The following is a 24,513-nucleotide window of genomic DNA, read 5'->3' on the forward strand; positions in this document are numbered from 1 at the left end:
ATGCGCGCCGCCGCCCCGGTGATTCGACATGCGGCGCCTGCGGGCGCCGCAATTCGTCAGACGCAAAGGTTTGCGCTATTAGATAGAAGGCGCTTTCGACGCGGATTTCGTCTGATCAAAGAAACCATCCGACCTGAATCGCGACAGCCGCGGCAACGGGGCTTTCCGGCCCGCGTGCGCTGCGATACGATTCGCTCGCATCCCGCATCGGCGGTGCCGATCTGCCTCTTCCCGGCCGGCAATTCTTGCCGCCAACCCCGCCACGCCGCGCTTGTGCGGCTGCCCGAACCGGGCCCGCTACACCCTTTCAACCAGTCATGTTACTGTCACGCCAGTTTCATCGATTGTCACATTATCGTCATGAGGAGCCCCTAACCTTCGCGGTGCCGTAGTCATCCGCTCACACACTGGAGGTCTCATGAAATTGATGCAAACCGCGATTGCCGGCCTGGCTGGCGCGCTTTTCGCAGTCGCCGCGCAAGCTGCCGACATCACGGGCGCAGGCAGCACGTTCGCGATGCCGATCTATACGAAATGGGCTGCGGACTACCAGCAGTCCGGCGGCGCGAAGGTGAACTACCAGGGTATCGGCTCGTCGGGCGGCCTGAAGCAGATCGTCGCGAAGACGGTCGATTTTGCCGGTTCGGACGCGCCGCTGAAGGATGAAGAGCTCGCGAAGGAAGGCCTGTTCCAGTTCCCGACGGTGGTCGGCGGCGTGGTGCCGGTGATCAACGTGCCGGGCGTGAAGGCTGGCGAACTGACGCTGTCGGGCCCGGTGCTCGGCGACATCTATCTCGGCAAGATCAAGAAGTGGAACGACCCGGCGATCGCCGCGCTGAACCCGAAGGTCAAGCTGCCGGATACGGACATCGCGGTCGTTCGCCGCGCTGACGGCTCGGGCACGAGCTTCATCTGGACGAACTACCTGTCGAAGGTCAACGACGAATGGAAGTCGAAGATCGGCGAAGGCACGACGGTCAACTGGCCGACGGGTACGGGCGGCAAGGGCAACGACGGCGTCGCGGCGTTCGTGCAGCGCCTGCCGGGCGCGATCGGCTACGTCGAGTGGGCGTACGCGAAGAAGAACAACATGATCTACACGGCCCTGAAGAACTCGACGGGCACGGTGGTCGAGCCGAAGACCGAAACGTTCAAGGCCGCTGCTGCAGGCGCGAACTGGTCGAAGTCGTTCTACCAGATCCTGACGAACCAGCCGGGCAAGGAAGCATGGCCGGTCGTCGGCGCGACGTTCGTGCTGCTGCACGCGAAGCAGGACAAGCCGGAGCAGGGCGCCGAAACGCTGAAGTTCTTCAGCTGGGCGTTCAAGAACGGCGAGAAGGCCGCCGACAGCCTCGACTACATCTCGCTGCCGGCATCGGTCGAGACGGAAATCCGCAAGCAGTGGAAGACGAAGGTGACGGACGCATCGGGCAAGCCGGTCGCCGCAGAGTAAGCCATCCAGCGGTTCGCTGCCCGGTCGTGCCGGCCGGGCAGTGTGTGCGGTAAGGCCGGGCGTTACGGCGCCCGGCGATCCAGAACAGGCGCCCATGTCTGATATTTCGTACACGTCCTCCCGGTCCGATGCCGCGCAGCAACGCGCGCCGAGCCGTCTCGGAGACGTTCTGTTCGGCGGCCTCGCACGGCTCGCCGCGATCGTGACCCTGCTGCTGCTGGGCGGGATCATCGTTTCCCTCATCATTGCGTCGCTGCCGACCATCCAGAAGTTCGGCCTCGGCTTCCTGTGGCAATCCGAGTGGGATCCGAACTCGGATGTCTACGGCGCAGTCGTGCCGATCTACGGCACGATCGTGACGTCGTTGATTGCACTCGTCATCGCGGTGCCGGTCAGTTTCGGCATCGCGCTGTTCCTCACCGAACTGTCGCCCGTGTGGCTGCGCCGCCCGCTCGGCATCGCGATCGAGCTGCTCGCCGCGATTCCGTCGATCGTGTACGGCATGTGGGGCCTGCTCGTGTTCGCGCCGATCTTCGCCGAATACTTCCAGAAACCGATCGGCCATCTCTTCAAGGACGTGTGGGTGCTCGGTCCGCTGACGGCCGGCGCGCCGATCGGCATCGGCATTCTCGCGGCCGGCGTGATCCTCGCGATCATGATCATCCCGTACATCGCATCGGTGATGCGCGACGTGTTCGAAGTTACGCCCGTGCTGCTGAAGGAATCGGCGTACGGGATCGGCTGCACGACGTGGGAAGTGATGTGGAAGGTCGTGCTGCCCTATACGAAGACCGGCGTGATCGGCGGCGTGATGCTCGGCCTCGGCCGCGCGCTCGGCGAAACGATGGCCGTGACCTTCGTGATCGGCAACACGAACCTGCTCGACAGCGTGTCGCTGTTCGCACCGGGCAACAGCATCACGTCGGCGCTCGCGAACGAATTTGCGGAAGCGCAACCGGGCCTGCATACGTCCGCCCTGATGGAACTGGGCCTGATCCTGTTCGTGATCACGTTCATCGTGCTGTCCATCTCCAAACTGCTGCTGCTTCGTCTCGAGAAGGGAGAGGGCAAGAAATGAGCGAGCCCATCATGAATTTCCCGGGGCCGAACGGCGCCGCGCTCGACGCGATGCGCAACCGCCTGCAGCGCAAGCGCAAGGTGACCAACGCGATCGCGCTGACCGCGTCGCTCGCCGCGATGGCATTCGGCCTGCTGTGGCTCGTGTGGATTCTCTACACGACGGTGCATCTCGGTGTCGGCGGCCTGTCGCTGCAGCTGTTCACCGAATCGACGCCGGCACCGAATACCGAAGGCGGCGGCCTGGCGAACGCGATCGTCGGCAGCCTGCTGCTGTGCGGTTTCGGCACGCTGGTCGGCACGCCGATCGGCATTCTCGCGGGCGTCTATCTCGCCGAATACGGCCAGAAGAACCTGCTGGCGAGCACGATCCGCTTCATCAACGACATCCTGCTGTCGGCGCCGTCGATCGTGATCGGCCTGTTCGTGTACGCGATCGTCGTCGCGAAGTCGGGGCGCTTCTCGGGCTGGGCCGGCGTGATCGCGCTCGCGCTGCTGCAGATTCCGATCGTGATCCGCACGACCGAGAACATGTTGAAGCTCGTGCCGAACGCGCTGCGCGAAGCAGCCGTCGCGCTCGGCACGCCGAAGTGGCGCATGGTGCTGAAGATCACGCTGCGCGCGTCGGTCGGCGGGATCGTGACGGGCGTGCTGCTCGCGATCGCGCGGATCGCCGGCGAAACGGCGCCGCTGCTGTTCACGGCACTGTCGAACCAGTTCTTCTCGGTCGACATGAGCCAGCCGATGGCCAACCTGCCCGTCACGATCTACAAGTTCGCGATGAGCCCGTTCGCCGAATGGCAGTCGCTCGCATGGGCGGGCGTGTTCCTGATCACGCTCGGGGTGCTCGGACTCAACATCCTGGCGCGCTCGATCTTCTCGAAAAAGTAACGGCGGAGCAATCCGATGAATATGGCAGAAAGCCACCTGAATCCCGTCGAGCGCACCGCTGCGCCCGCCGGCACGCACGATGCGGCGCATGGCCGTCCGCTGGCGCCGCTGAACGCGAAGATCGAGGTCAACAACCTCAACTTCTTCTACAACAAGTTCCACGCGCTGAAGAACATCAACCTGCGCATTCCCGAAGGGAAGGTGACGGCGTTCATCGGCCCGTCGGGCTGCGGCAAGTCGACGCTCTTGCGCACGTTCAACAAGATGTTCGCGCTCTATCCGGAGCAGCGCGCCGAAGGCGAAATCCTGATGGACGGCGAGAACCTGCTGACCACCAAGCGCGACATCTCGCTGCTGCGTGCGCGGATCGGCATGGTGTTCCAGAAGCCGACCCCGTTCCCGATGTCGATCTACGACAACATCGCGTTCGGCGTGAAGATGTTCGAAAAGCTCACGCGCTCGGAGATGGACGATCGCGTCGAGTGGGCGCTGACGAAGGCCGCGCTGTGGAACGAAGTGAAGGACAAGCTGAACCAGAGCGGCTACGGTCTGTCGGGCGGCCAGCAGCAGCGTCTGTGCATCGCGCGCGGCATCGCGATCCGTCCGGAAGTGCTGCTGCTCGACGAGCCGTGCTCGGCGCTCGACCCGATCTCGACGGGCCGCATCGAGGAACTGATCGCGGAGCTGAAGAGCGACTACACGGTCGTGATCGTCACGCACAACATGCAGCAGGCCGCACGCTGCTCGGACTTCACGGCCTACATGTACCTGGGCGAGCTGATCGAATTCGGCGAAACCGAAAAGATCTTCATCAAGCCGGTGCGCAAGGAAACGGAAGACTACATCACCGGCCGTTTCGGCTGATGACGGAGAATCACAACCATGTCGGATAAACATCTGTCGAGCCAGTTCGACGCGGACCTGAATGCCGTGTCGTCGAAAGTGCTGGAAATGGGCGGGCTCGTCGAGTCGCAGATCGTCGGCGCGATGCACGCGCTGAACGAATTCGACCGCGATGCGGCCGAGAAGGTGATCGCGGCCGAGGAAACGCTGAACGCGATGGAAGTCGACATCGACCAGGAGTGCGGCAACATCATCGCGCGGAGGCAGCCGGCCGCGCGCGACCTGCGTCTTCTGATGTCGATTTCGAAAACGATTACGAACCTCGAGCGCGCCGGCGACGAGGCCGAGAAGATCGCGAAGCGCGTGCGCCGCCTGATCGAAGAACCGGCCGCGCGTGCGGTGAACATCGCCGAGATCAAGGTGTCGGGCGAGATGGCCGTGACGATCCTGCGCCGCGCGCTCGACGCGTTCGCGCGCCTCGATACGGTGGCGGCCGCGCAGATCGTCAAGGACGACAAGGAAATCGACCTCGAATTCCGCGCGTTCGTGCGCAAGCTCGTGTCGTACATGCAGGAAGATCCGCGCACGATCTCGGTCGGCCTCGAGTATCTGTTCATCGCGAAGGCGATCGAACGGATCGGCGACCACGCGAAGAACATCGCCGAATTCATCATCTACATCGTGAAGGGCACCGACGTGCGGCACCAGCCGCGCGACACGCTCGATCGCGAAGCCAACAGTTAATCGACTCCGTATAGGAAGAACAGAGGTGCCGATGCCCAGCAACATTCTCGTCGTCGAAGATGAGCCAGCGATTTCCGAACTGATCTCGGTGAATCTCCAGCATGCCGGTCACTGCCCGATCCGCGCGTACAACGCGGAGCAGGCGCAGAACCTGATCAGCGACGTGCTGCCCGATCTCGTGCTGCTCGACTGGATGCTGCCGGGCAAGTCCGGCATCGCGTTCGCGCGCGACCTGCGCAACAATGAACGGACCAAGCACATCCCGATCATCATGCTGACCGCGCGCGGCGACGAGCAGGACAAGGTGCTCGGCCTCGAGATCGGCGCGGACGACTACGTGACGAAGCCGTTCTCGCCGAAGGAACTGATGGCGCGCATCAAGGCCGTGCTGCGCCGCCGCGCGCCGCAGCTGACCGAGGACGTCGTGTCGATCAACGGGCTGCGCCTCGATCCGGCCACGCATCGGGTCGCCGCGCACGGCGACGGCAGCGAGATCAAGCTCGATCTCGGCCCGACCGAATTCCGCCTGCTGCATTTCTTCATGACGCATCCGGAGCGCGTGCACAGCCGCACGCAACTGCTCGACCAGGTCTGGGGCGATCATGTGTTCGTCGAGGAACGTACCGTCGACGTCCATATCAAACGATTGCGCGCGGCCTTGAAACCGGCCGGCTGCGATGCGATGATCGAGACCGTACGCGGCAGCGGCTACCGGCTCGCCAAGCACGCGTAACGTATCCGGACATGCCGTGTGCCACGGCATGCCGTTCATTCTTTCGGACGCTGAATCATGAACATCATCTGGGCGCGCTTTCTGGTGTCGCTCGTGCTGCTCGTGCTGATCAGCGTATTGGTCGGCGTATTCGCCGGCCCGACCGCGGCCCTCGGGTTCGCGGCCGTGATGCTGGTCGCGCAGGGCTTCTTCAGCACCTTCCATACGCAACGCCTGTGGCGTCTGCTCGATGCGCCCGTCTACGGCGAGGTGCCGAGCGCACCGGGCATCTGGGGCGAAATCTACTACCGGCTGCACAAGCTCGCGAAGCAGTGGCATGCGCAGGTGCGCCAGGTCGAGCAGCAGCATTCGCGCTTCATCCAGGCGATCCAGGCGTCGCCGAACGGCGTCGCGATGCTCGACGACCATGACCAGATCGAGTGGTGCAACGCGATCGCCGAGGTGCACTTCGGCCTCGATGCGAAGCGCGACCTGCGCCAGCACATCACGAACCTGGTCCGTCATCCGGAGTTCGTCCGTTACCTGAACGCGCAGCATTACGACGAGACGCTCGTGATGCGCGGGATGGGCGACTCGCGGCAGAACGTGCTGGAAGTGCAGGTTTTCCCATACGGCGAGAACCGCAAGCTGCTGCTCACGCAGGACATCACGGAGCTCGAGCGGACCGACGCGATGCGGCGCGACTTCGTCGCGAACGTGTCGCACGAACTGAAGACGCCGCTGACCGTGCTGTCGGGCTTCCTCGAGACGATGCGCGAACTGCCGCTGAACGAGGAAGATCGCGCGCGCTATCTCGAGATGATGGAGCAGCAGGCGTCGCGGATGCGGCACATCGTCACCGACCTGCTGGTGCTCGCGAAGCTCGAGGGCGAAAGCAAGCCGCCGATGGATCACGCGATCGACATGCGTGCCGTGTTCGACCATCTGAAGGAAGATGCGCAGACGCTGTCGAACGGGCATCACGAGATCGCGTTCGCGATCGACGAGACGCTCGGCGTCACGGGCGCGCAGACCGAAGTGTTCAGTGCGTTCGCGAACCTCGTGACCAACGCGATCCGCTATACGCCGGACGGCGGCAAGATTTTCGTGTCGTGGCGGCGCGAGGGCGCGCAGGGTGTGTTCTCCGTCACCGACAGCGGCTTCGGCATTCCGGCCGCCGACCTGCCACGGCTGACCGAACGCTTCTACCGCGTGGACCGCAGCCGCTCGCGCGATACGGGCGGCACGGGGCTCGGCCTCGCGATCGTCAAGCACGTGCTGCAGCGGCACGACTCGCACTTGTACGTGCAGAGCGAGGAAGGGCGCGGGAGCACGTTCACCGCGCGCTTCCCGGGCTCGCGGATCATCGCGATCCGGCCGGCCGCGTTCGAGGCGTGAGCGCGTCACGCGAAGCGGTGCCTCACGTCGGCACCCCGGCGGAATGAAAAAAGCACAGCCCTCGGGCTGTGCTTTTTCGTTTGGTGCGCGGCACGCGAAACCGTGCGCCGGTGCCTACGAACAGAACTTCGCGAGCAGCCCGAGCTGTGCGTTGCGGATCGTCTTGCCCGCGCGCCGCCGGCGGTAGTGGCCGTCGCTGAGCATCTGCCAGGCCGACTGGTTGTCGCCGAGACAGACCGACAGCCCCTCGGCGATCACGCGGCGCTTCAGCTTGCGCTCGCGGATCGGGAACGCGACTTCGACGCGGCGGAACAGGTTGCGGTCCATCCAGTCGGCGCTCGACAGATACACGTCCTCGGCGCCGCCCGCGTGGAAATAGTAGATGCGGTGGTGTTCGAGGAAGCGCCCGACGATCGAGCGCACCGTGATGTTGTCCGACAGCCCCGGCACGCCCGGCTTCAGCGCGCACACGCCGCGCACGATCAGGTCGACCTTCACGCCGGCCTGCGACGCTTCGTACAGCGCGGCGATCACCGACGGCTCCAGCAGCGCGTTCATCTTCGCGACCACGCGCGCGCGCTTGCCGGCGCGTGCATTGTCGATCTCCGCGCGGATCGATTCGATGATGCGCGGATGCAGCGTGAACGGCGACTGCCACAGCTCGTGCAGCGTGAGCTCGCCGCCGATCCCGGTCAGCTGCTGGAACACGTGATGGACGTCCTCGCAGATCTTCTGGTCGGCCGTCATCAGCCCGAAGTCGGTGTAGAGGCGGGCGGTGCGCGGGTGATAGTTGCCGGTGCCGAGGTGCACGTAGCGGCGCAGCGACGCCTTGCCGTTCTGCACGACGCGCCGCACGATCAGCATCATCTTCGCGTGGCACTTGTGGCCGACCACGCCGTACACGACGTGCGCGCCGACGGCTTCGAGCTGCGACGCCCAGTTGATGTTGGTTTCCTCGTCGAAGCGCGCGAGCAGCTCGACGACGACGGTCACTTCCTTGCCGTTGCGCGCGGCTTCCATCAGCGCGTCCATCAGCGGCGAATCGGTGCCGGTGCGATAGATCGTCTGCTTGATCGCGACGACGCTCGGGTCCTTCGCGGCCTGCTGCAGCAATTCGAGCACCGGCTGGAAGCTCTCGTACGGGTGATGCAGCAGGATGTCGCCGTCGTCGATCGCGTCGAACATCGTCGGCGCGTTCGCGATCGCGGGGGGGATCGATGCGGTGAACGGCGCGAACTTCAGGTCGGGTCGATCGACGAGATCGGGGATCTGCATCAGCCGCACGAGGTTCACGGAGCCGGACACGCGGTAGCAGTCCTTCTCGCCGAGCAGGCTTTCCTCGAGCAGGCGTCGCACGATATGCGCGGGCGTATCGGCCGACACTTCGAGCCGTACCGCATTGCCGAGGTGGCGCGCGGGCAGTTCGCCCTGCAGCGCGACGCGCAGGTTGGTGATTTCGTCCTCGTCGACGAACAGTTCGCTGTTGCGCGTGATGCGGAACTGGTTGCAGCTCTTCACGACCAGTTGCGGGAACAGTTCGCCGACGAAGCGCTGCATGAACGAGCTGAGCAGCACGAAGCCGTGCTCGAAGCCCGACAGCGCCTGCGGCATGCGCACGACGCGCGGCAGCGCGCGCGGCGCCTGCACGATGCCCATCACCGCCTGGCGGCCGAACGCGTCGCGGCCTTCGAGCTCGACGACGAAGTTCAGGCTCTTGTTCAGCACGCGCGGGAACGGATGCGCGGGATCGAGGCCGATCGGCGTCAGCACCGGCAGCAGTTCGTCGAGGAAGTAGCGGCGCGCCCATTCGAGCTGCTCGTCGTTCCACGAGTCGCTCGCGTGGAAGTAGATGCCTTCCTGTTCGAGCGCGGGGAGCACGGTTTCGTGCAGCATCGTGTACTGGCGGTGCACGAGCCGTTGCGCGCGCTCGACGACGAGATCGTAAGCGTGCTGCAGCGACATGCCGTCGGGCGTCAGGGCGCCCGGGTTGTCGCGGATCTGTTCCTGGAGGCCGGCCATCCGGACTTCGAAGAACTCGTCGAGGTTGCTGCTGGTGATGCAGATGAAGCGCAGTCGCTCGAGCAACGGAATGTGCGGGTCGGCTGCCTGGGCCAGCACGCGCTCGTTGAAGCCGAGGATGCCGAGTTCACGATTGAGAAGCGGATAGCGGACTGACATCGGCAGAGTAGGGGGTGATTCGGGCGATGATTCGAAAGGACGCTCGGAAACTCTCACGGTACGATGACGTGCTGATGACAATAATGTATTTATATCGGGAAATTCTACGCTTGAACCGATTCGTCTCATAAATGTTTCGGCCATATACTTTCTACCCGAGTACATGCCCGTGAAGCGTGGCAATGGCAAGCGTTCCACGCTTAAAATATCGCCTTTGATTGATCGTCCAGCGAGGCCGGAGCGGCTGCCGCGGGCGAACGCGCACGGAGCCCCCTTCTGATGGTTACATCCCCCCACTTGCTGGCTGCCGTGGATCTCGGCTCGAACAGCTTCCGGCTGATCGTCGGGCGCGTCGAGGAAACGCCGGCGGGCAGCCAGATCTATCCCGTCGATGCGCTGCGCGAGCCGGTTCGACTGGCCGCGGGGCTGTCGAGCGACAAGATGCTCGATCGCGCGTCGCAGGAACGTGGCTGGGAGGCGCTCAAGCGGTTCGGCGAGCGCCTGCGCGATTTCCATCCCGATCATGTGCGCGCGGTGGCGACCAACACGCTGCGCGTCGCGAAGAACGCGGGCGAATTCCTCGGCGAAGCCGAAGCGGCGCTCGGTTTTCCGATCGAAGTGATCGCGGGTCGCGAAGAGGCGCGCCTGATCTATGCGGGTGCCGCGCATTCGGTGCCGGCGAGCGCGGGCAAGCGGCTCGTCGTCGACATCGGCGGCGGCTCGACCGAATTCATCATCGGCTCGCACTACACGCCGCTCGTGATGGAGAGTCTCTACATCGGCTGCGTGAGCCATAGCCGGGCGTTCTTCCCGGCCGGCAACGTCGACGAATACACGATGCGGCAGGCCGAACTCGCGGCCAAGCGCGAGATCCAGATCATTTCCAGCGAGTACAAGAAGGCCGGATGGGACCAGGCGATCGGTTCGTCGGGTACCGCGCGTGCGCTCGCGGAGCTCGTCGAGGCGAACGGCTTCAACGACGCCGGCATTACGCACGGCATTTCGCGCGGCGGCCTCGAACGCCTGAAGCGCGCGCTGATCAAGGCCGAGAACGTGAACCGGCTGAAGCTGATCGCGCTGAAGCCCGATCGCGTGCCGGTGCTTGCCGGCGGCCTCGCGATCATGCTCGCGGTATTCGAGGAACTGGGTGTCGACTACGTCGACACCACCGACGGCGCGCTGCGTCTCGGCGTGCTGTACGACCTGCTCGGCCGGGCCCAGCACGAGGACATGCGTGCGGTGACCGTCGAGGGTTTCATGCGCCGCTACGGCGTCGATCGCGCGCAGGCCGGGCGGATCGCCGCACTGGCGGTGCGGTTCTACGACGAGCTCGAGGCGTCCGACGACGAAGAAGCGCGCGAGGAAGGCCGGATGTTCCTCGGCTGGGCCGCCGCGCTGCACGAGATCGGCCTGTCGATCTCGCACAGCTCGTATCACAAGCATTCCGCGTATATCGCCAGCAACGCCGACATGCCGGGCTTCTCGCGCACCGACCAGGCGCGCCTCGCCGCGCTCGTGCTCGGGCATGCGGGCAAGCTCGGCAAGCTGTCGCAGGCGCGCGACGTCGAATGGCCGCTGCTGTTTTGCCTGCGGCTCGCCGCGCTGCTGTGCCGGCGCCGGACCGATGCCGGGCTGCCGGACATTTCCGTGTCGCAGATGAAGAAGGGCGGGTATGAAGTGCGCCTGCCGAGCGCGTGGGTCGAGCAGAACCCATTGACCGACTACAGCCTCAGCCAGGAAGCGGCCGAGTGGGAGAAGGTCGGGATTCCGTATCGCGTGGTTTATACGGGCGCGTGACGAGACGCCATCGAGGGCGCGGCGCGCTCGCGCCGCTTGCCTCGCGGTGTGCTCAGTCGGAGCACACGATCGCGGTCAGGAACGGGAACGCCTGCTTGACGGTTGCGTCGCTGCCGGCATTGCGAACGGCCTGTTCGACTGCACTCTTCGTGCCGCGTACCACGACGCCGTACGCCCATTTGCCGATCGGCGTGCCGTCGCCCGGCTGGAAGATCGGATCGTTCGCCTGGTAGCCGAGCACGACGTAGACGCCGAAGCCGTAGGCGGTCAGCGGATGGTTCGTGCGGAACGCGTTCACCGAATTCGCTTCGACGTGCATCGGCTCCGACTCGATGTCGCCGGCCGCGAGCAGCGGCGCGACGAACTTGTGGCCGTTCGAATGGCAGTCGAGCGCGTCGTCGAGCGACTTGGCCGACGCGGCGCCGGACGCGCCGAGGGTGCCGAATGCGCCGATTGCGAGCAGCGCGCCGAGCAGGGCGGTCTTGAAAACGGTTTTTTTCATGCGCGGTTGCGGGTTGGGTCGCGGACATTATCGCGTGTTCCCGCAAGATTCGTGCGCGGGCTCTGCATGGGGCGGCAGCGGTTGAGAAGACGCACGGCGGAGCAAACGAAAAAGGGCTGCAAGCGCGATGGCTTGCAACCCTTATCGTGTATCGTGGTCGGAGCGAAAGGATTCGAACCTTCGACCCTCTGATCCCAAATCAGATGCGCTACCAGGCTGCGCTACGCTCCGACGAGCCAAAGATTCTATCGTCTAATGGGTGGCCGGGTCAATCACGTTTTGCATACGGCGCACGTCGTCACGAACCGCTCGCGATTGGCGACAATTCGAAGTGTGATCGTCCGGCCCGCGGGTGGTCGGCCGAACCATTCGTCGAAGCATGGAGAGAGACATCATGATGAACCTGATCCTGTGGCGCCACGCCGAAGCCGAAGACTACGCGGCAAACGACCTCGCACGCCAGTTGACGGCCCGCGGGCGCAAGGAAGCGCAGGCCATGGCCAAATGGCTGCGCAGCCGGCTCGAGTCGAACAGCGTGATCCTCGCGAGCCCGGCGGCGCGCACCGTGCAGACGGTCGAGGCGCTGACCGACCAGTACCGGACCGTCGATCCGCTCGCGCCGGGCGGTAGCGTCGACGACGTGCTGGCCGCCGCCGGCTGGCCGGACGGCATCGCGCCGACGGTCGTGATCGTCGGACACCAGCCGACGCTCGGCAGCGTTGCGGCGCAATTGATGGCCGGCAACGACGACAGCTGGAGCATCAAGAAGGGCGGCATCGTGTGGCTCGCGAGCCGCACGCGCGACGGCAACCATCAGGCCGTGCTGCGCGCGGTATTGACGCCGGAGCTGGCCTGAAGGGGTTTGCGGGCTTTGATCATACGGTTTCGCAAGCTTTCTGCTAAAGTCAATTCGGCGACACGTCATTGAAAGGACACGGTCGTGCCACAGAACGGTAACGACCGGTTACTACATTGGCTGGCATGTCGTCCTATTCCTTACGATCAGGAAAGCCTAATGCGAGAACTGCCGACGCCTACGCTCCCTTTTGCCTCGCTTCCCCTCGACACGACGCGGCGTCACCTGCCGCGCGCTGCTGAAACCGTCACATCCGAGTACCGTCTGCGTGCCGCCTGGGCGCGCACGGAAGACGAACTGCGCGAGGCCCAACGCCTGCGCTACACCGTGTTCGCCGAAGAGATGGGCGCGCAGGTCAGCGGTCCGTCCGGTCTCGACGTCGATCCGTTCGATGCCTACTGCGACCACCTGCTGGTGCGCGATCTCGACACGCTGAAGGTGGTCGGTACGTACCGCGTGCTGCCGCCGCACGAGGCCGCGCGGGTCGGCCGCCTGTATGCCGAGGGCGAATTCGACCTGTCGCGCCTCACGCACCTGCGCGGCAAGATGGTCGAGGTCGGCCGCTCGTGCGTGCACAGCGACTACCGCAGCGGCGCCGTCATCATGGCGCTGTGGGGCGGTCTGGGCGCATACATGATGCAAAACGGCTACGAGACGATGCTCGGCTGCGCGAGCGTATCGATGGCCGACGGCGGCCATTACGCGGCGAACCTGTATCAGTCGCTGCCGGCGAATTCGCTGACGGCGCCGGAATACCGCGCGTTCCCGCACACGGCGCTGCCGGTCGACGAACTGCAGACGGGCACCGTCGTCGCGCCGCCGCCGCTGATCAAGGGCTATCTGCGTCTCGGCGCGAAGATTTGCGGCGCGCCGGCGTGGGATCCCGATTTCAACTGCGCGGACTTCCTGACGCTGTTCCGGCTGTCGGACATCAACGCCCGCTACGCCCGGCACTTCCTGGGCTGAGCCATCCCGATCGCGGCGCGCTGATCCAGGCGCGCGCAAGCGAACGCCGTCGCGCGGCAGGTTGTCGCGCGACGGCGTTCGACCATTCCGGGGATGTTGTCTTATCCGACCCTGTTAATTCGAGCGATATGCGCCGACCACCGTGCGGGTGGACGCACGTTCGGAGCGGGCCCCGCGCGCGGCGGCCCGGACGACACGGCGGGCTTGCCTAGTGCTTGCGCCGCCAGTCGAGCAGATGGTGTTCGGCCATCCAGTGATGGATCATCCCTTCGCCGCCATGGTTGCGCTTGTATTCGCGCGACTCGAAATAGGACAGGGCGACGAGCACCATCAGGCCGATGAACAGGCCGATCAGGCCGGCAATCTCTTCAGACGACATGGCTGCCTCCTTTCAACGGCACAGCGCCATGGATTCATATTAGGACACGCGCGGGACGATCCCTAACCCGGAATTCCGCTAGACTCGGCGCGGTCCTGGCGCGCGATGGGCGCGCCGTCTTACGGAGCCTTCCCGATGACCCGTTTCATGCTGGCCGTGCTGGCCGCGTCCATTCTTGCCGGCTGTGCCAGCGATCCCCGCCAGGCCCGTCGTGGCCACCCGCCGCAAGATCCGGCCGATTACCACGGTGTGCCGACCGACATGACGCCGCCGTCGATGCTCGGCGAGCCGGCGTCGTCGGCACCCGCAGCCGTGCAGTGACGATAGCGGCAGGCCTTCGCGGTCGTCAGGTGCCGGCCGCGGCCGCGTCGGCGCCGATCCGCCGCGTCAGCGCCGGCAGGTAGCGCGCGAGCGTCGCGCCGCGCGCGACCATGAACAGCAGCAGCGCGAACCACAGCCCGTGATTGCCGAACGGGCCGACGGCCGCCAGCGTCGCGGCGATGAAGATCGCGAACGACGCGACCATCGCACGCATCAGCGATTGCGTCTGCGTTGCGCCGATGAACACGCCGTCGAGCAGGAATCCCCACACGGACACGATCGGCGAGACCGCCGCCCAGGGCAGGTAGCGCAGCGCGACCGCGCGGATCTCGGCCTGGTCGGTCAGCCGCGCGACGATCCAGCCGCCCGCGACCCAGTAGACGAGCGCGAACAGCAGCGCGCCGAGCGCGGACCACAGCAGCGTGACGCGCACGGCCTGCCGGAAGGCGGCGCGGTCGCGCGCGCCGGCGGCGGCGCCGACGAGCGCCTCGGCCGCATGCGCGAAACCGTCGAGTCCGTAGGCCATGAAGGTCTGGAAATTCAGCAGCAGTGCGTTGGCCGCGAGCGTCGCGTCGCCCTGTCTGGCGCCGAGATGCGCGAACCAGCCGAACGCGCAGAGCAGGCACAGCGTGCGCAGGAAGATGTCGCGATTGAGCGCGATCAGCCGCTTGAGTGCCGCACGGTCCGCGAGCGCCCGCGCGGCCAGCGGCGCGAGGCCGCGCGGCCGCAGCCGCCACAGCATCCAGGCGCCGAGCGCGAAGCCGCATGCGTCGGCGGTCGCGGTCGCCGCACCGATTCCGGCGATGCCCCAGCCGAAGCCGTACACGTAGAGCAGCACGGCCCCGATATTCACCGCATTGATGAAGACCTGCGCGACGAGCGCGAGCCGTACGCGTTGCACGCCGAGCAGGTAGCCGAGCACGACGTAGTTGGCGAGCGCGAACGGCGCGCTCCAGATCCGTGCGTGGCCATAGGCCAGCGCCGTCGTGCGCACGGCCTCGCTGCCGCCCAGCGCGGTCAGCGCGAACGACAGCAGCGGCACCTGCAGCGCGAGCACGGCGGTGCCGAGCGCGAACGCGACGATCAGCGCGCGCAGCACGTTCAGCCGGATGCCGGCGGCGTCGCCGGCGCCGTGCGCCTGCGCGACGAGGCCGGTCGTGCCCATGCGCAGGAAGCCGAAGCCCCAGAACACGAAATTGAAGAACAGCCCGCCGAGTGCGACGCCGCCGAGATACTGGGCGCCGTCGAGGTGGCCGGCGACGGCCGTGTCGACCGCGCCGAGGATCGGCTGGGTCAGGTTTGCGAGGACGATCGGGAAGGCGAGCGCGAGGACGCGCCGGTGCGAGACGGCGGCCGACCCGGTGCCGGCCCCGTGCGGTAATGCGGATTCGGACATGGCGAACGCGTCAGGCGCGTTCCTGCACGCAGACCCACGGCGACACGACGACCGCCCACAGCTCCGGATTGCGCGCCGCGAAGTCGGCGGCGGTTTCCGCCGGCATGCGTGCGACGAGGCCGGACGACAGCCAGCGCGTGACCTGTTGCGCGTCGTCGCCGGCGATCGCTTCCGCGACGCTCACGAGATCGAGATCGCGTGCGACCGACAGCAGCTTGCCCTGTGCGAAGAAGCGTTCGAGATCGCACCAGTCGATCTTGGCGGTTTCGCCCAGGAGTTTGGCGTAAAGCGGGCTGTGCGACGCGCCCGCGGCGGATTCGTGTTGGTGGGAGGACATCGGTTGTGTGCTGGAAAGACTGCGTGGCGCCACTATAAACCATCCGGGCGCGCGGCCGGCCGCCCGGTACGGCCACGACCGTTTCAAGTGTCGCGCAACGCGCGCCGCACGATCTTGCCGGTCGCCGTCATCGGCAGGCCGTCGACGAACGCGATCGCGCGCGGGTACTCGTGCGCGGCCAGGCGCGTGCGCACGTGCGCCTGCAGCGCCTGGACGAGCGCGTCGTCGCCGACGTGGCCGGGGTTCAGCACGACGAACGCCTTGACGATCTCGGTGCGCGTCGGATCGGGCACGCCGACGACGGCCGCCATCCGTACCGCCGGATGCGTGAGCAGGCAGTCCTCGATCGGCCCTGGGCCGATCCGGTAGCCGGCGCTCGTGATCACGTCGTCGTCGCGGCCGACGAAGCGCACGAAGCCGTCGGCGTCGATCGTGCCGGTGTCGCCGGTGAGCAGGTAGTCGCCCGCGAACTTGTCGCGCGTGGCGGCGGGATTGCGCCAGTATTCGATAAACATCACCGGGTCGGGGCGGCGCACCGCGATGCGCCCCTCGACGCCGGGCGGCAGCGGCGTGCCGTGCTCGTCGACGATCGCGACCACGTGGCCGGGCACGGCCTTGCCGATCGCACCGGGCTGCGCATCGAACAGCGCCGCGCACGACGACAGCACCATGTTGCACTCGGTCTGTCCGTAGAACTCGTTGATCGTCACGCCGAGCGCGTCGCGCCCCCAGGCCGTCAGCCCGGCGCCGAGCGATTCTCCACCGCTCGCGACCGATTTCAGCGCCAGCGCGTGGCGCTCGCGCGGCGCCGGCACCGCGCGCATCAGCTTCAGCGCGGTGGGCGGCAGGAACGCGTGGGTCACGCCGTGCCGCGCCATCAGCGCGAACGCGGCTTCGCCGTCGAACTTCTCGAAGCGGCGCGCGAGCACGGGCACGCCGTGATGCCATGACGGCAGCAGCACGTCGAGCAGCCCGCCGATCCAGGCCCAGTCGGCGGGCGTCCAGAACAGGCGTGCGTCGCGCGGGAAGCATTGCTGCGACATCTCGACGCCCGGCAGATGGCCCAGCAGCACGCGATGCGCATGGAGCGCGCCTTTCGGCTTGCCGGTCGTCCCGGACGTGTAGATGATCACCGCCGGATCGTCGGCCGCGGTGTCCGCCGGCACGAAGTCCGGCGATTCGGCGGCGAGCGCGGCGTCGAAGCGCAGCACGCCGGGGGCGTCGGGTGCATCGTCGCCGATGCAGTAGCACGTGCGCAGCATCGGCAGTTGCGCGCGCAGCGACGCGATCTTCGCGTAACCGGCTGCGTCGGTGACGAGCGCGGCGGCTTCGCTGTTCGCGAGCCGGTATTCGAGTGCGTCGGCGCCGAACAGCGTGAACAGCGGCACCGCGATCGCGCCGAGCTTGTACGCGGCGAGATGCGCGATCGCTGTTTCCGGACCCTGTGCGAGGAAGATCGCGATCCGGTCGCCGCGTTGCAAACCCGCCCGCGCGAGGCTGTTCGCGAAACGGTTAGAAGCATTCTTCAGGTCGTCGAACGTGAGGCGCGACACGTCGCCTTGCGCCGTTTCGTGGATCAGCGCGAGCCGTCCGCTGCCGTCGGCCCACTTGTCGCAGACGTCCACGCCGATGTTGTAACGGGCCGGAACGTCCCACCGGAAGCGGGCGAGCAGGTCGTCGTAGCGGTCGGCGGCGGGCAGCATGCGAGTCTCCTTGGCGTCGATCGTCGGCATCGGTCGATGGATTACATCGGCATTTCACGCGACCGAAACCACAATGGCGTCTGATAGATAGGGAATGTGCGGACTCGTGCAACCGGTGCGGCTCAGTGCACGATTCCGTCATGACGCATAAGATCACGACAAAACAGTGATATGACCATGGATTTGCTTCTGATAGCTGCGGGGTTCAGCCTCTTCGGAATCGGGGCGCTGGTGGCGTTCGCCAGCCGCGTCGATCCGCTGTCCGGCCGGTTCACCGGCCGTCTGCGCAAGCGCTGACACAACCTTCCCGTTCTCCCTCGCGACGACATGCGATGCGTGCCGGCATCGCGTGTCGTCCGTCGCCTGCCGTCGACGCTGGCGCGCTCAGCGCGCCGGCAGGTAGCGTGCCGGATCGATCGAGCGGCCACCGTAGCGCAGCTCGAAGTGCAGCGCGGTGCGATCGCTGTCGCTGTTGCCCATCTCCGCGATCGTCTGCCCCTGCGTGACCGGCTGGCCTTCCTTCACGAGCAGCGCACGGTTGTGCGCGTAGGCCGTCAGGTAATCGGCGTTGTGCTTGAGGATGATCAGGTTGCCGTAGCCGCGCAATCCGTTGCCCGCATAGACGACGGTGCCCGGCGCGGCGGCCAGCACCGGCGTGCCCGCAGCGTTCGCGATATCGATGCCCTTGGATTTCGAGCCGTCGAAGCTGCGCACCACGTTGCCGGCGGCCGGCCAGATCAGCGCGATGCTGCTGGCCGGCTTGACCGCCGATTCGACCGGCGCGGAAGGCGCGGGGCGGCTGCGGCCCGCGCTGCCGGTGCCGGTGGTCGACGCGGTCGTCGTGCCGGGCGGCGGCGCGACCCGCAGCACCTGGCCGACCTCGATCGCGTCGGGGTTCGTGATCTGGTTCCAGCGCACGATGTTGGCCGTCGACGTGCGATTCTCGCGTGCGATCTTGTAGAGCGTGTCGCCGCGCTCGACGCGGTAGTAACCCGGGCCGACGGGAGCGGAGCCGCACGCGACGAGCAGCGCGGCGCAGGCGGCCGCGACGAGCCGCTTCGTTGTTGTTCCGATCATTGAACCTCGCAAAACCCTGCCGCGCGCGACGCGGCAGGCGATACAAAACGTCCGATTTTAACGGGTTCGACCCGCGCACCGCAGTTTCGGGCCGCGGGCGCGGCTGGCACGCACCGGTTCGGCGCGGCCGATGTCAGCCGGCGAGCGGCAGCACGCGAATCCGCAGCGTGGCCGTTTCCGTCGCGCCCGGCGCGAGCATGCGCAGCCCGAGGCCGTTGTGGATCGCGTCCGGCAGGCCGAGCCAAGGCTCGACGCAGTAGAAGTCCGATTCCGGTTTTTCCGTCCAGGTCGTGACCGCGTACCACGGGATCGAGCCCGGTACGTCGAGCGCGATCTCGATCGTGCGGCGGCGGCCCGGCATCACGATGCGTACCGGCGTGGACGGCGCGCCGTCGAGACAGTGGAAGCGGTCGAGGATGTCCGGATCGCCGAGGCTGTACGACGCTGCGCCGGGCTCGAGCGGGCTGATCGAGCCGTCGGCGCGCTGCATGCAGCGGCGCGTCGGCGGCAGCTCGAGCGTGGTTGCCGCGCGCTCGCCGTGCGGCAGCGCGAAATAGAAATGATGGCCCGCGTAGTAGGGCAGCGGCGTGTCGCCGCGGTTGGTCGTGGTGAGCGCGACGTCGAGCGTGTGCGCATCGGCGAGCCGGTAGGTCGTCTCGAACCGGAAATCGAACGGATAGCTGTCGCGCAGCGCGTCGTTCGCGTCGAGCGTCATCGACAGCGCGGCGCCGTCGGCCGACGGGTGTGCCGCGAACGGCAGGTCGCGCGCGAAGCCGTGCATCGGCAGGTCGCGGACCACGCCGGCGGCATCGCGCCAGCGGCCCAGTTCGCCGTCGACGCGATGGCGGCCGAGGAACGGAAACAGCAGCGGATTGCCGCCGCGCACGCGCGCGAGGTTGCTCCAGTCGGCCGTTTCCGGCCAGAAGATGACCGGCTCGCCGTCGACGTGCCACGACAGCAGGCGGCCGCCGAATTGCGGGGCGACCCGAACGAGCGACGGGCCGGCGTGGAGTTCATGAATGTCGTGCTGCTGGAAGATCGGCATGGCGAATCGGTATGAACGGGTGGGCGGGGTGCGCGATGGCGCGCTCCATTATCGGGTTGCGAGGCGGTCGGGGAAAACCCTTCTCGGGGAAATTGCGAGTTTTTCAACCTGCCGACGGTCTGGATAATGCCTCTAAACCGGTGATGTTGCCGGGTCATGACACTTCGTGGAGGGGGCCATGGATCTGGCAATGGCAATGGGAATCGCACTGTTCGGCATGTTCACCGGCAGCACGGTATTGTTTTTCTATCAGCTCGGCCGCTGACGGCAATTCCTGCCGGAATCGCAAGGCCCGCCATGCAAATGGCGGGCTTTTTGCTTTCTGCGCGCTTACAAATTGCAAGCGTTTGTGTGCATTGCCGCAATAAGCTGCCAAATGCCTTGGCGCAGTAATCTTGGCTGGGCATAATCGGGGCGCGTTTTTTTCGGACGCGCGATGCGTCGTCCGCTCCTCTTCCCGACTGATCACCACCAAAAGGACCGACGCGTGAGTCTCTGGTTTCTGGTATTCCTGAGCGTCCTGCAGGGCGTTACCGAACTCTTCCCCGTCAGCAGTCTCGGCCACACGCTGCTCGTGCCCGCGCTGTTCGGCATGCACATCGACAAGCATGCGCCGCAGTTGCTGCCGTTCCTCGTCGCGCTGCACCTCGGCACCGCGCTCGCGCTGCTGTGGTATTTCCGTGCACGCTGGATCGCGCTGATCAGCGGCTTCTTCGCGCAGCTCGGCGGCCGCAAGAACGACGACGGGCACCTGATGTGGGCGCTGATCATCGGCACGATCCCGACCGGGATCGTCGGCCTGCTGCTCGAGAAGCGCATCGAGCGCGTGTTCCACGACCTGCGGATCGTCGCGATCGCGCTGATCGTCAACGGCGTGCTGCTGTGGATCGGCGACCGGATCCAGCGCAGCCGTGCGCATCAACCGCCGGAGAAGATGACGTTCAAGCAGGCGTTCTTCGTGGGCCTGGCGCAGATCGGCGCGCTGATCCCGGGTTTCTCGCGCAGCGGGCTGACGATGATCGCCGGCAACGTGGCCGGGCTGACGGCGGAGAAGGCGGCGGAGTTTTCGTTCCTGCTCGGCACGCCGATCATTTTTGCCGCAGGCGTGCTCGAACTGCCGAAGCTGTTCCATGCGCGCGACCAGCTCGCCGATGCGCTGCTCGGCGGCGTGCTGACGGCGATCGCGGCTTATCTGAGCGTACGGTTCCTGATGCGCTATTTCGAAGGGCGCGGGCGGCTGGCTTCGTTCGGCGTGTATTGCGTGATTGCCGGGGTGTTCTGTCTCGGCTGGTTCATGCTGCATCCGCAGCCGGTTTGAGGGTTGCGGTGCCGCCGGTCGCGCGTCGCGCGTGATGTGACGCGATGATCGGGTATAATTTCGGGCTCGGCTTCATGCCGGGCCCGTTTCGTTTCGGGGTTTCGAGTTTTGGGGTGTGGTGGTGGCGCTCGAAGCCTTTCGCGTGGAATGCGGTCCGGGTTTTGTCTTGTCGCCGTGTCTTTTCCCCTCGACCGCCCTTAGCTCAGTTGGATAGAGCAACGGCCTTCTAAGCCGTAGGTCACACGTTCGAATCGTGTAGGGCGGGCCAGTGAAATCAATGCGCTAGCCCGATTTTTATGGCCGGGCTTTTTGCTTCTGCGGATGGCCGGAACCAATCCGGAACCTAGTTCGCTCAACGTTGCGGTCGAACCGACTTCACGAACGCGGCATAGGGATTTTCAGCGGGCAATGGCGGCGGCGCGTCGATAGCTTGCCGTCCGCGCGGACTCAGGCCGAACGCATCCAGTAGCCGGGCCGCTTGGGCGCGCGCATCGCTCAACGCGCGCAGCGCCGGATGTGCCTTGCTTCCGCCCGTCCCGGTCGCAATCGTCAACCCTTCACGGTCCAGCGTCTCGCGCAACTGCGCCTCCGTTGCCAAAGTTTCGGCAAGCAGTTCGAGCGCGCGTAGGTCGGACGCGCTCAATAGACCTAAGCTCACGACGAGCGGCGCGACGCGGACCCATTCCGCAGCCGCACGCGATGACATGCCGTCAGGCGGTGGCGGCGCGACGGTCAATTGATCGGCCGCGATGCCCTTAAGCCGGTCGGCACGCAACGTACCCGAAAGTGCCTTCGCGGCGTTCGATTTCTGCGGCATGATTCGCTCCCGAAAAATGGTTTTGGCGCTGGCGTTGCAAAAATTCGCGTTGCGCAACGATCACCGGCACGGCGGCGGCCGGGATTGAATGCCCCCTGGGGTATGATCGGATGCCTCGCAGACCCGTCATACCGGCCGCTCTGATTGCCTACAATCGAGTTGAATCGCGACACGCTGTTGTCGCGTAATGCACCCCAGAGCGTCGCATGATCCAAGCACGCGATCCGGCTACGCGGCTCACTAAATCGTCGTCGTCACGATCAATTCATCAAACCCCAATTTGATGATCCTCTTCTTAATCAAAGCCTGAATTGTCGTTATGAGCAAGGCGGCGCCGAACTGAATAAGCTCGTAAAAGTCGCGCATGTGATCGTCCAAACTACGATCGATTACTTCACTATTAATTGGGTGTGGAACTGCATACCCTCCATGCACAAACGAACTACGCAAATCGTAAAGTTTTCGCAGCCGTTGATTCAGTATTTTCTGCGTTCGCGTGTCCAAGTCGAGCACCACCCCTAGACGTCGAACCATTCCGGACACACTCTCGCCGACTCTTGTCGAGACCAAAGCTTCAAGTCCATGGAATATCCATGCAACTGAGTCGATCCGCGTCTCGCCGTTGGCCATGTGCAATAGCACATACAACGCCTTTTCGATTCCCGTGCCGGCTCGTTGTTTATAGCCGATGTCCAGCGCCTTGAACCACTCGCATACATCCTCTCTTGGCAAAGCCTGCACATTCGGCCAATTTCCGTCTAATGAATCTACCCATGCACATTCGAATGCGTATTGAGAAAGTCTTACTTCGATTGGCGATCGATCTTCATGTCTTGAAATCGACAGGCTATAGAAATTGGCCGACCCCGGTACCGCTAGGTTGGCAACAAGAAATACCTCATGGACAAATGTTTCGGCGAAAAAAGATGGGTACCATTGATATGACGAGGTATCGTTTTCACCAGAAACCGTGACTTTCGCTGGTATTTTTAATGGGCGGGAAACCCTTTGGTGCACGCTATTATTCGGCGGAAGGCCTCCTGTCGATGCAGGACGCCAAGCCTCATTAAAGCTGCGAATTCGGTTCGCCAAGCGCTGCCAACCCTGATGGTACATCCGTTATGCTCATATTCGCGCTGGCGCAGCGCTTCGGGTGCCTTGTGCCAAAAATTTTCGATTAGTGGGTCAATGATTCCACCATGCTCGTCGCCATCTCTAGTGCAACGCTTAAATTCCAATACATGCTCATATGAAATTGGCTTCGTTTTCTTCATAGTGGGGTGCCGCATTTTGAGGTGATATATCCTGCCACAACTATCCGGTTCGACCATAGAAGAACGGCAGGCGGCGTGCAGCAACGGCACGCACCGCCGATGCACGCCGCCGAACGCACGCTTAGCTTTGATAACCCGCGACTTCGCTCAACAGGTCGCCGTGCGGCCGCGAACGGCGAGTTTCCCACTTCTGACGCGGCACGAAGCTGAACAGCGGTTCCAGCGCCGCATCTACGAGCATCCGCGCACGCGATACCAGTTCGTCGCGTGGAATTGACCCGTCATGAACAAGCGCGCGAACGTCGCGTTGTGCCTCGGCGATTTTCGCGCGAGCCGCCTTGATTTGGGGCATGTTCGTCGTAACGTTGCCGACGCGAGCGCCCAGCCAGTTTTTCTCCGTGAATACGTCGGTCCGAACTGCGGCGCGCAACAAATCATCGGCGCTCGACAATTCGTCGAGCGCCTCGCCGACTTCCGGCGGCGCGGTGCGTTCGAGTTCAGTCAAGATGCGCTGCCGCTTCCCCTCGTGCATCTGCGACATAACAACGTGCCGGGTACGCGCGTCCACCATCGCGCGTTCGGCATCGCGGTAAGCCATTTCGGCCTTGATGAAATCGGATTCCGTCCGCGTCGCTTCCTTCGCCGAGGCGGAAAGCTCGCGTTCGGGATTCGGCACCGCCTTCAGTTCGCGCGCCAGTTCGGCGCGACGCGCATCGAGCTTCGCCCGTTGCTTCGCCGTGAGTTCGTCGGCGAGGCCGGTATCGGCGACGAGCGCGTCGAGGATTTCCATGCGCTCGGAAAGGGAGCGTTTCATCATGATTTTGTACTCCTATTTACTGAAGTAAAACACCTTCACAATGCGGGTTCCCCCGCGCCTAAAAATCGTCCTGCATATCCGACGTGTCGCCGCCGTAGAAGGCCGTTGCTTGTCCGGACCCATCCATAGCCGGCCGTCCGCTCCCGCGTTCGTTGCCGTCGTTCGAACCTCGCATAGCGACCCGCTTGCGCTTCACGTGGTAAGCGGTCAGCACCGCGTGCGCGACCATGTCGAGCGCCGGTTTAGCGTCGCCGTTTCGGTCGGTCCAAACCTTCGGCGTCAGCGTGCCGGCCAGCGCGACCGAATCGCCGTCATCGAGCGCCAACAGACCCGCCTTCGCGCCGTCCGAGAACGCAATCACGTTCACGAACAGCGCTTCGCTGTCGCTAACGGCAGCGCGTACCTTCGCCGTCACGAACGAGCGACCGCTCGCGCCCATGCGCTCTGCCGGCTTGCCGTGCAGCTTCCCGCTAACCAAACCATCAATCATTTTGCGCCTCCTGTTTTTATCAACCGCGCTCGGCACAGCTAGGTACGCGTGGTACCCCCCTTAAGGGGGGTGTACCTAAACGTACCTATCGGGTTAGGTACCCGACAGGTACGCGTACCTAA

Annotated in this window: 24 protein-coding genes and 2 tRNA genes; 13 read left to right on the forward strand and 13 right to left on the reverse strand. The window is 65.0% G+C overall.

The features are described from left to right. The first annotated feature begins 418 nt into the window (after window positions 1-418). From pstS to phoR, 7 genes are all read left to right on the forward strand, one after another. Entirely contained in the window at window positions 419-1,453 is a 1,035-nt protein-coding gene (gene pstS / locus U4012_RS21910; RefSeq protein ID WP_124523546.1) for a phosphate ABC transporter substrate-binding protein PstS, read from the forward strand. Between the two features lie 94 nt (window positions 1,454-1,547). Continuing rightward, window positions 1,548-2,531 (forward strand): phosphate ABC transporter permease PstC, encoded by a 984-nt coding sequence (gene pstC / locus U4012_RS21915; RefSeq protein ID WP_044844890.1) that lies wholly within the window; start codon window positions 1,548-1,550, stop codon window positions 2,529-2,531. Then, complete coding sequence (gene pstA, locus U4012_RS21920; protein ID WP_321801445.1) at window positions 2,528-3,421, forward strand: phosphate ABC transporter permease PstA; 894 nt, start codon at window positions 2,528-2,530, stop codon at window positions 3,419-3,421. Before pstC ends, pstA begins: the two co-directional genes overlap by 4 nt. Before the next feature lie 15 nt (window positions 3,422-3,436). After that, window positions 3,437-4,285 (forward strand): phosphate ABC transporter ATP-binding protein PstB, encoded by an 849-nt coding sequence (gene pstB / locus U4012_RS21925; RefSeq protein WP_039319486.1) that lies wholly within the window; start codon window positions 3,437-3,439, stop codon window positions 4,283-4,285. Window positions 4,286-4,303: 18 nt separating this feature from the next. After that, a complete protein-coding gene (phoU, locus tag U4012_RS21930; RefSeq protein WP_044844888.1) occupies window positions 4,304-5,008 on the forward strand; it encodes a phosphate signaling complex protein PhoU in 705 nt (234 codons plus the stop codon). Between the two features lie 31 nt (window positions 5,009-5,039). After that, window positions 5,040-5,741, forward strand: a complete 702-nt coding sequence (phoB, locus tag U4012_RS21935) for a phosphate regulon transcriptional regulator PhoB (protein WP_006750313.1) — start codon at window positions 5,040-5,042, stop codon at window positions 5,739-5,741. Between the two features lie 57 nt (window positions 5,742-5,798). Beyond that, entirely contained in the window at window positions 5,799-7,118 is a 1,320-nt protein-coding gene (gene phoR / locus U4012_RS21940; protein WP_257775172.1) for a phosphate regulon sensor histidine kinase PhoR, read from the forward strand. A gap of 114 nt (window positions 7,119-7,232) precedes the next feature. Here phoR and ppk1 read toward each other — a convergent pair whose 3' ends face one another. Beyond that, window positions 7,233-9,296 (reverse strand): polyphosphate kinase 1, encoded by a 2,064-nt coding sequence (ppk1, locus tag U4012_RS21945; RefSeq protein WP_044844886.1) that lies wholly within the window; start codon window positions 9,294-9,296, stop codon window positions 7,233-7,235. Between the two features lie 279 nt (window positions 9,297-9,575). On the opposite strand from ppk1, the gene ppx reads away from it, so the two are divergent. Beyond that, window positions 9,576-11,093 carry an exopolyphosphatase gene (ppx, locus tag U4012_RS21950; RefSeq protein ID WP_321801451.1) on the forward strand — a complete coding sequence of 506 codons (1,518 nt, stop codon included), beginning with the start codon at window positions 9,576-9,578 and terminating at the stop codon, window positions 11,091-11,093. A 52-nt stretch (window positions 11,094-11,145) separates the two neighbouring features. Here the strand turns inward: ppx and U4012_RS21955 are convergent, their stop codons facing one another. Both U4012_RS21955 and U4012_RS21960 read right to left on the reverse strand, forming a co-directional pair. Further along, on the reverse strand, window positions 11,146-11,595 hold the full coding sequence (locus U4012_RS21955) for a hypothetical protein (protein WP_321801453.1): 450 nt from the start codon (window positions 11,593-11,595) through the stop codon (window positions 11,146-11,148). A 154-nt stretch (window positions 11,596-11,749) separates the two neighbouring features. After that, window positions 11,750-11,826: transfer RNA gene (locus U4012_RS21960), tRNA-Pro, on the reverse strand. A gap of 163 nt (window positions 11,827-11,989) precedes the next feature. Between U4012_RS21960 and sixA the strand changes: the two genes are divergently transcribed. Both sixA and U4012_RS21970 read left to right on the forward strand, forming a co-directional pair. Next, complete coding sequence (gene sixA / locus U4012_RS21965) at window positions 11,990-12,451, forward strand: phosphohistidine phosphatase SixA (protein ID WP_321801455.1); 462 nt, start codon at window positions 11,990-11,992, stop codon at window positions 12,449-12,451. Between the two features lie 159 nt (window positions 12,452-12,610). After that, entirely contained in the window at window positions 12,611-13,417 is an 807-nt protein-coding gene (locus U4012_RS21970; RefSeq protein ID WP_257775169.1) for a GNAT family N-acetyltransferase, read from the forward strand. Window positions 13,418-13,625: 208 nt separating this feature from the next. On the opposite strand, the gene U4012_RS21975 is transcribed toward U4012_RS21970, so the two are convergent. Further along, window positions 13,626-13,796: a hypothetical protein gene (locus U4012_RS21975; RefSeq protein ID WP_014897413.1), complete on the reverse strand. Its 171-nt coding sequence runs from the start codon at window positions 13,794-13,796 to the stop codon at window positions 13,626-13,628. A gap of 135 nt (window positions 13,797-13,931) precedes the next feature. Here U4012_RS21975 and U4012_RS21980 point away from each other — a divergent pair, with 135 nt between their 5' ends. Next, window positions 13,932-14,117 carry a hypothetical protein gene (locus tag U4012_RS21980; protein WP_044844881.1) on the forward strand — a complete coding sequence of 62 codons (186 nt, stop codon included), beginning with the start codon at window positions 13,932-13,934 and terminating at the stop codon, window positions 14,115-14,117. A 25-nt stretch (window positions 14,118-14,142) separates the two neighbouring features. Here the strand turns inward: U4012_RS21980 and U4012_RS21985 are convergent, their stop codons facing one another. From U4012_RS21985 to U4012_RS22005, 5 genes are all read right to left on the reverse strand, one after another. Continuing rightward, on the reverse strand, window positions 14,143-15,513 hold the full coding sequence (locus tag U4012_RS21985; RefSeq protein WP_321801458.1) for an MATE family efflux transporter: 1,371 nt from the start codon (window positions 15,511-15,513) through the stop codon (window positions 14,143-14,145). A 10-nt stretch (window positions 15,514-15,523) separates the two neighbouring features. Next, window positions 15,524-15,850, reverse strand: coding sequence for a DUF2288 domain-containing protein (locus tag U4012_RS21990; RefSeq protein ID WP_012363583.1), 327 nt, complete (start codon window positions 15,848-15,850; stop codon window positions 15,524-15,526). Between the two features lie 83 nt (window positions 15,851-15,933). Continuing rightward, the gene (locus U4012_RS21995) at window positions 15,934-17,553 is read right to left on the reverse strand and encodes an acyl-CoA synthetase (RefSeq protein ID WP_321801462.1); all 1,620 of its coding nucleotides are present in this window, start codon (window positions 17,551-17,553) and stop codon (window positions 15,934-15,936) included. A gap of 384 nt (window positions 17,554-17,937) precedes the next feature. Continuing rightward, window positions 17,938-18,630 (reverse strand): peptidoglycan DD-metalloendopeptidase family protein, encoded by a 693-nt coding sequence (locus U4012_RS22000; RefSeq protein ID WP_044844879.1) that lies wholly within the window; start codon window positions 18,628-18,630, stop codon window positions 17,938-17,940. Between the two features lie 133 nt (window positions 18,631-18,763). After that, window positions 18,764-19,675: an aldose epimerase gene (locus U4012_RS22005; RefSeq protein WP_321801464.1), complete on the reverse strand. Its 912-nt coding sequence runs from the start codon at window positions 19,673-19,675 to the stop codon at window positions 18,764-18,766. 487 nt (window positions 19,676-20,162) lie between these two features. Between U4012_RS22005 and U4012_RS22010 the strand changes: the two genes are divergently transcribed. Then, the gene (locus U4012_RS22010) at window positions 20,163-20,993 is read left to right on the forward strand and encodes an undecaprenyl-diphosphate phosphatase (protein ID WP_044844877.1); all 831 of its coding nucleotides are present in this window, start codon (window positions 20,163-20,165) and stop codon (window positions 20,991-20,993) included. 191 nt (window positions 20,994-21,184) lie between these two features. After that, window positions 21,185-21,261: transfer RNA gene (locus U4012_RS22015), tRNA-Arg, on the forward strand. Between the two features lie 84 nt (window positions 21,262-21,345). Here U4012_RS22015 and U4012_RS22020 read toward each other — a convergent pair. From U4012_RS22020 to U4012_RS22035, 4 genes are all read right to left on the reverse strand, one after another. Then, window positions 21,346-21,810 carry a phage terminase small subunit P27 family gene (locus tag U4012_RS22020; RefSeq protein ID WP_027787855.1) on the reverse strand — a complete coding sequence of 155 codons (465 nt, stop codon included), beginning with the start codon at window positions 21,808-21,810 and terminating at the stop codon, window positions 21,346-21,348. Between the two features lie 240 nt (window positions 21,811-22,050). After that, window positions 22,051-22,926, reverse strand: a complete 876-nt coding sequence (locus tag U4012_RS22025) for a hypothetical protein (protein WP_321801467.1) — start codon at window positions 22,924-22,926, stop codon at window positions 22,051-22,053. Window positions 22,927-23,205: 279 nt separating this feature from the next. Then, on the reverse strand, window positions 23,206-23,901 hold the full coding sequence (locus tag U4012_RS22030) for a hypothetical protein (protein WP_321801469.1): 696 nt from the start codon (window positions 23,899-23,901) through the stop codon (window positions 23,206-23,208). 58 nt (window positions 23,902-23,959) lie between these two features. Continuing rightward, window positions 23,960-24,391: a single-stranded DNA-binding protein gene (locus U4012_RS22035; protein WP_321801471.1), complete on the reverse strand. Its 432-nt coding sequence runs from the start codon at window positions 24,389-24,391 to the stop codon at window positions 23,960-23,962. Between the last annotated feature and the right edge of the window lie 122 nt (window positions 24,392-24,513).

The sequence above is a fragment of the Burkholderia sp. BCC1988 genome, from assembly GCF_905339895.1.
Lineage (GTDB): Bacteria > Pseudomonadota > Gammaproteobacteria > Burkholderiales > Burkholderiaceae > Burkholderia.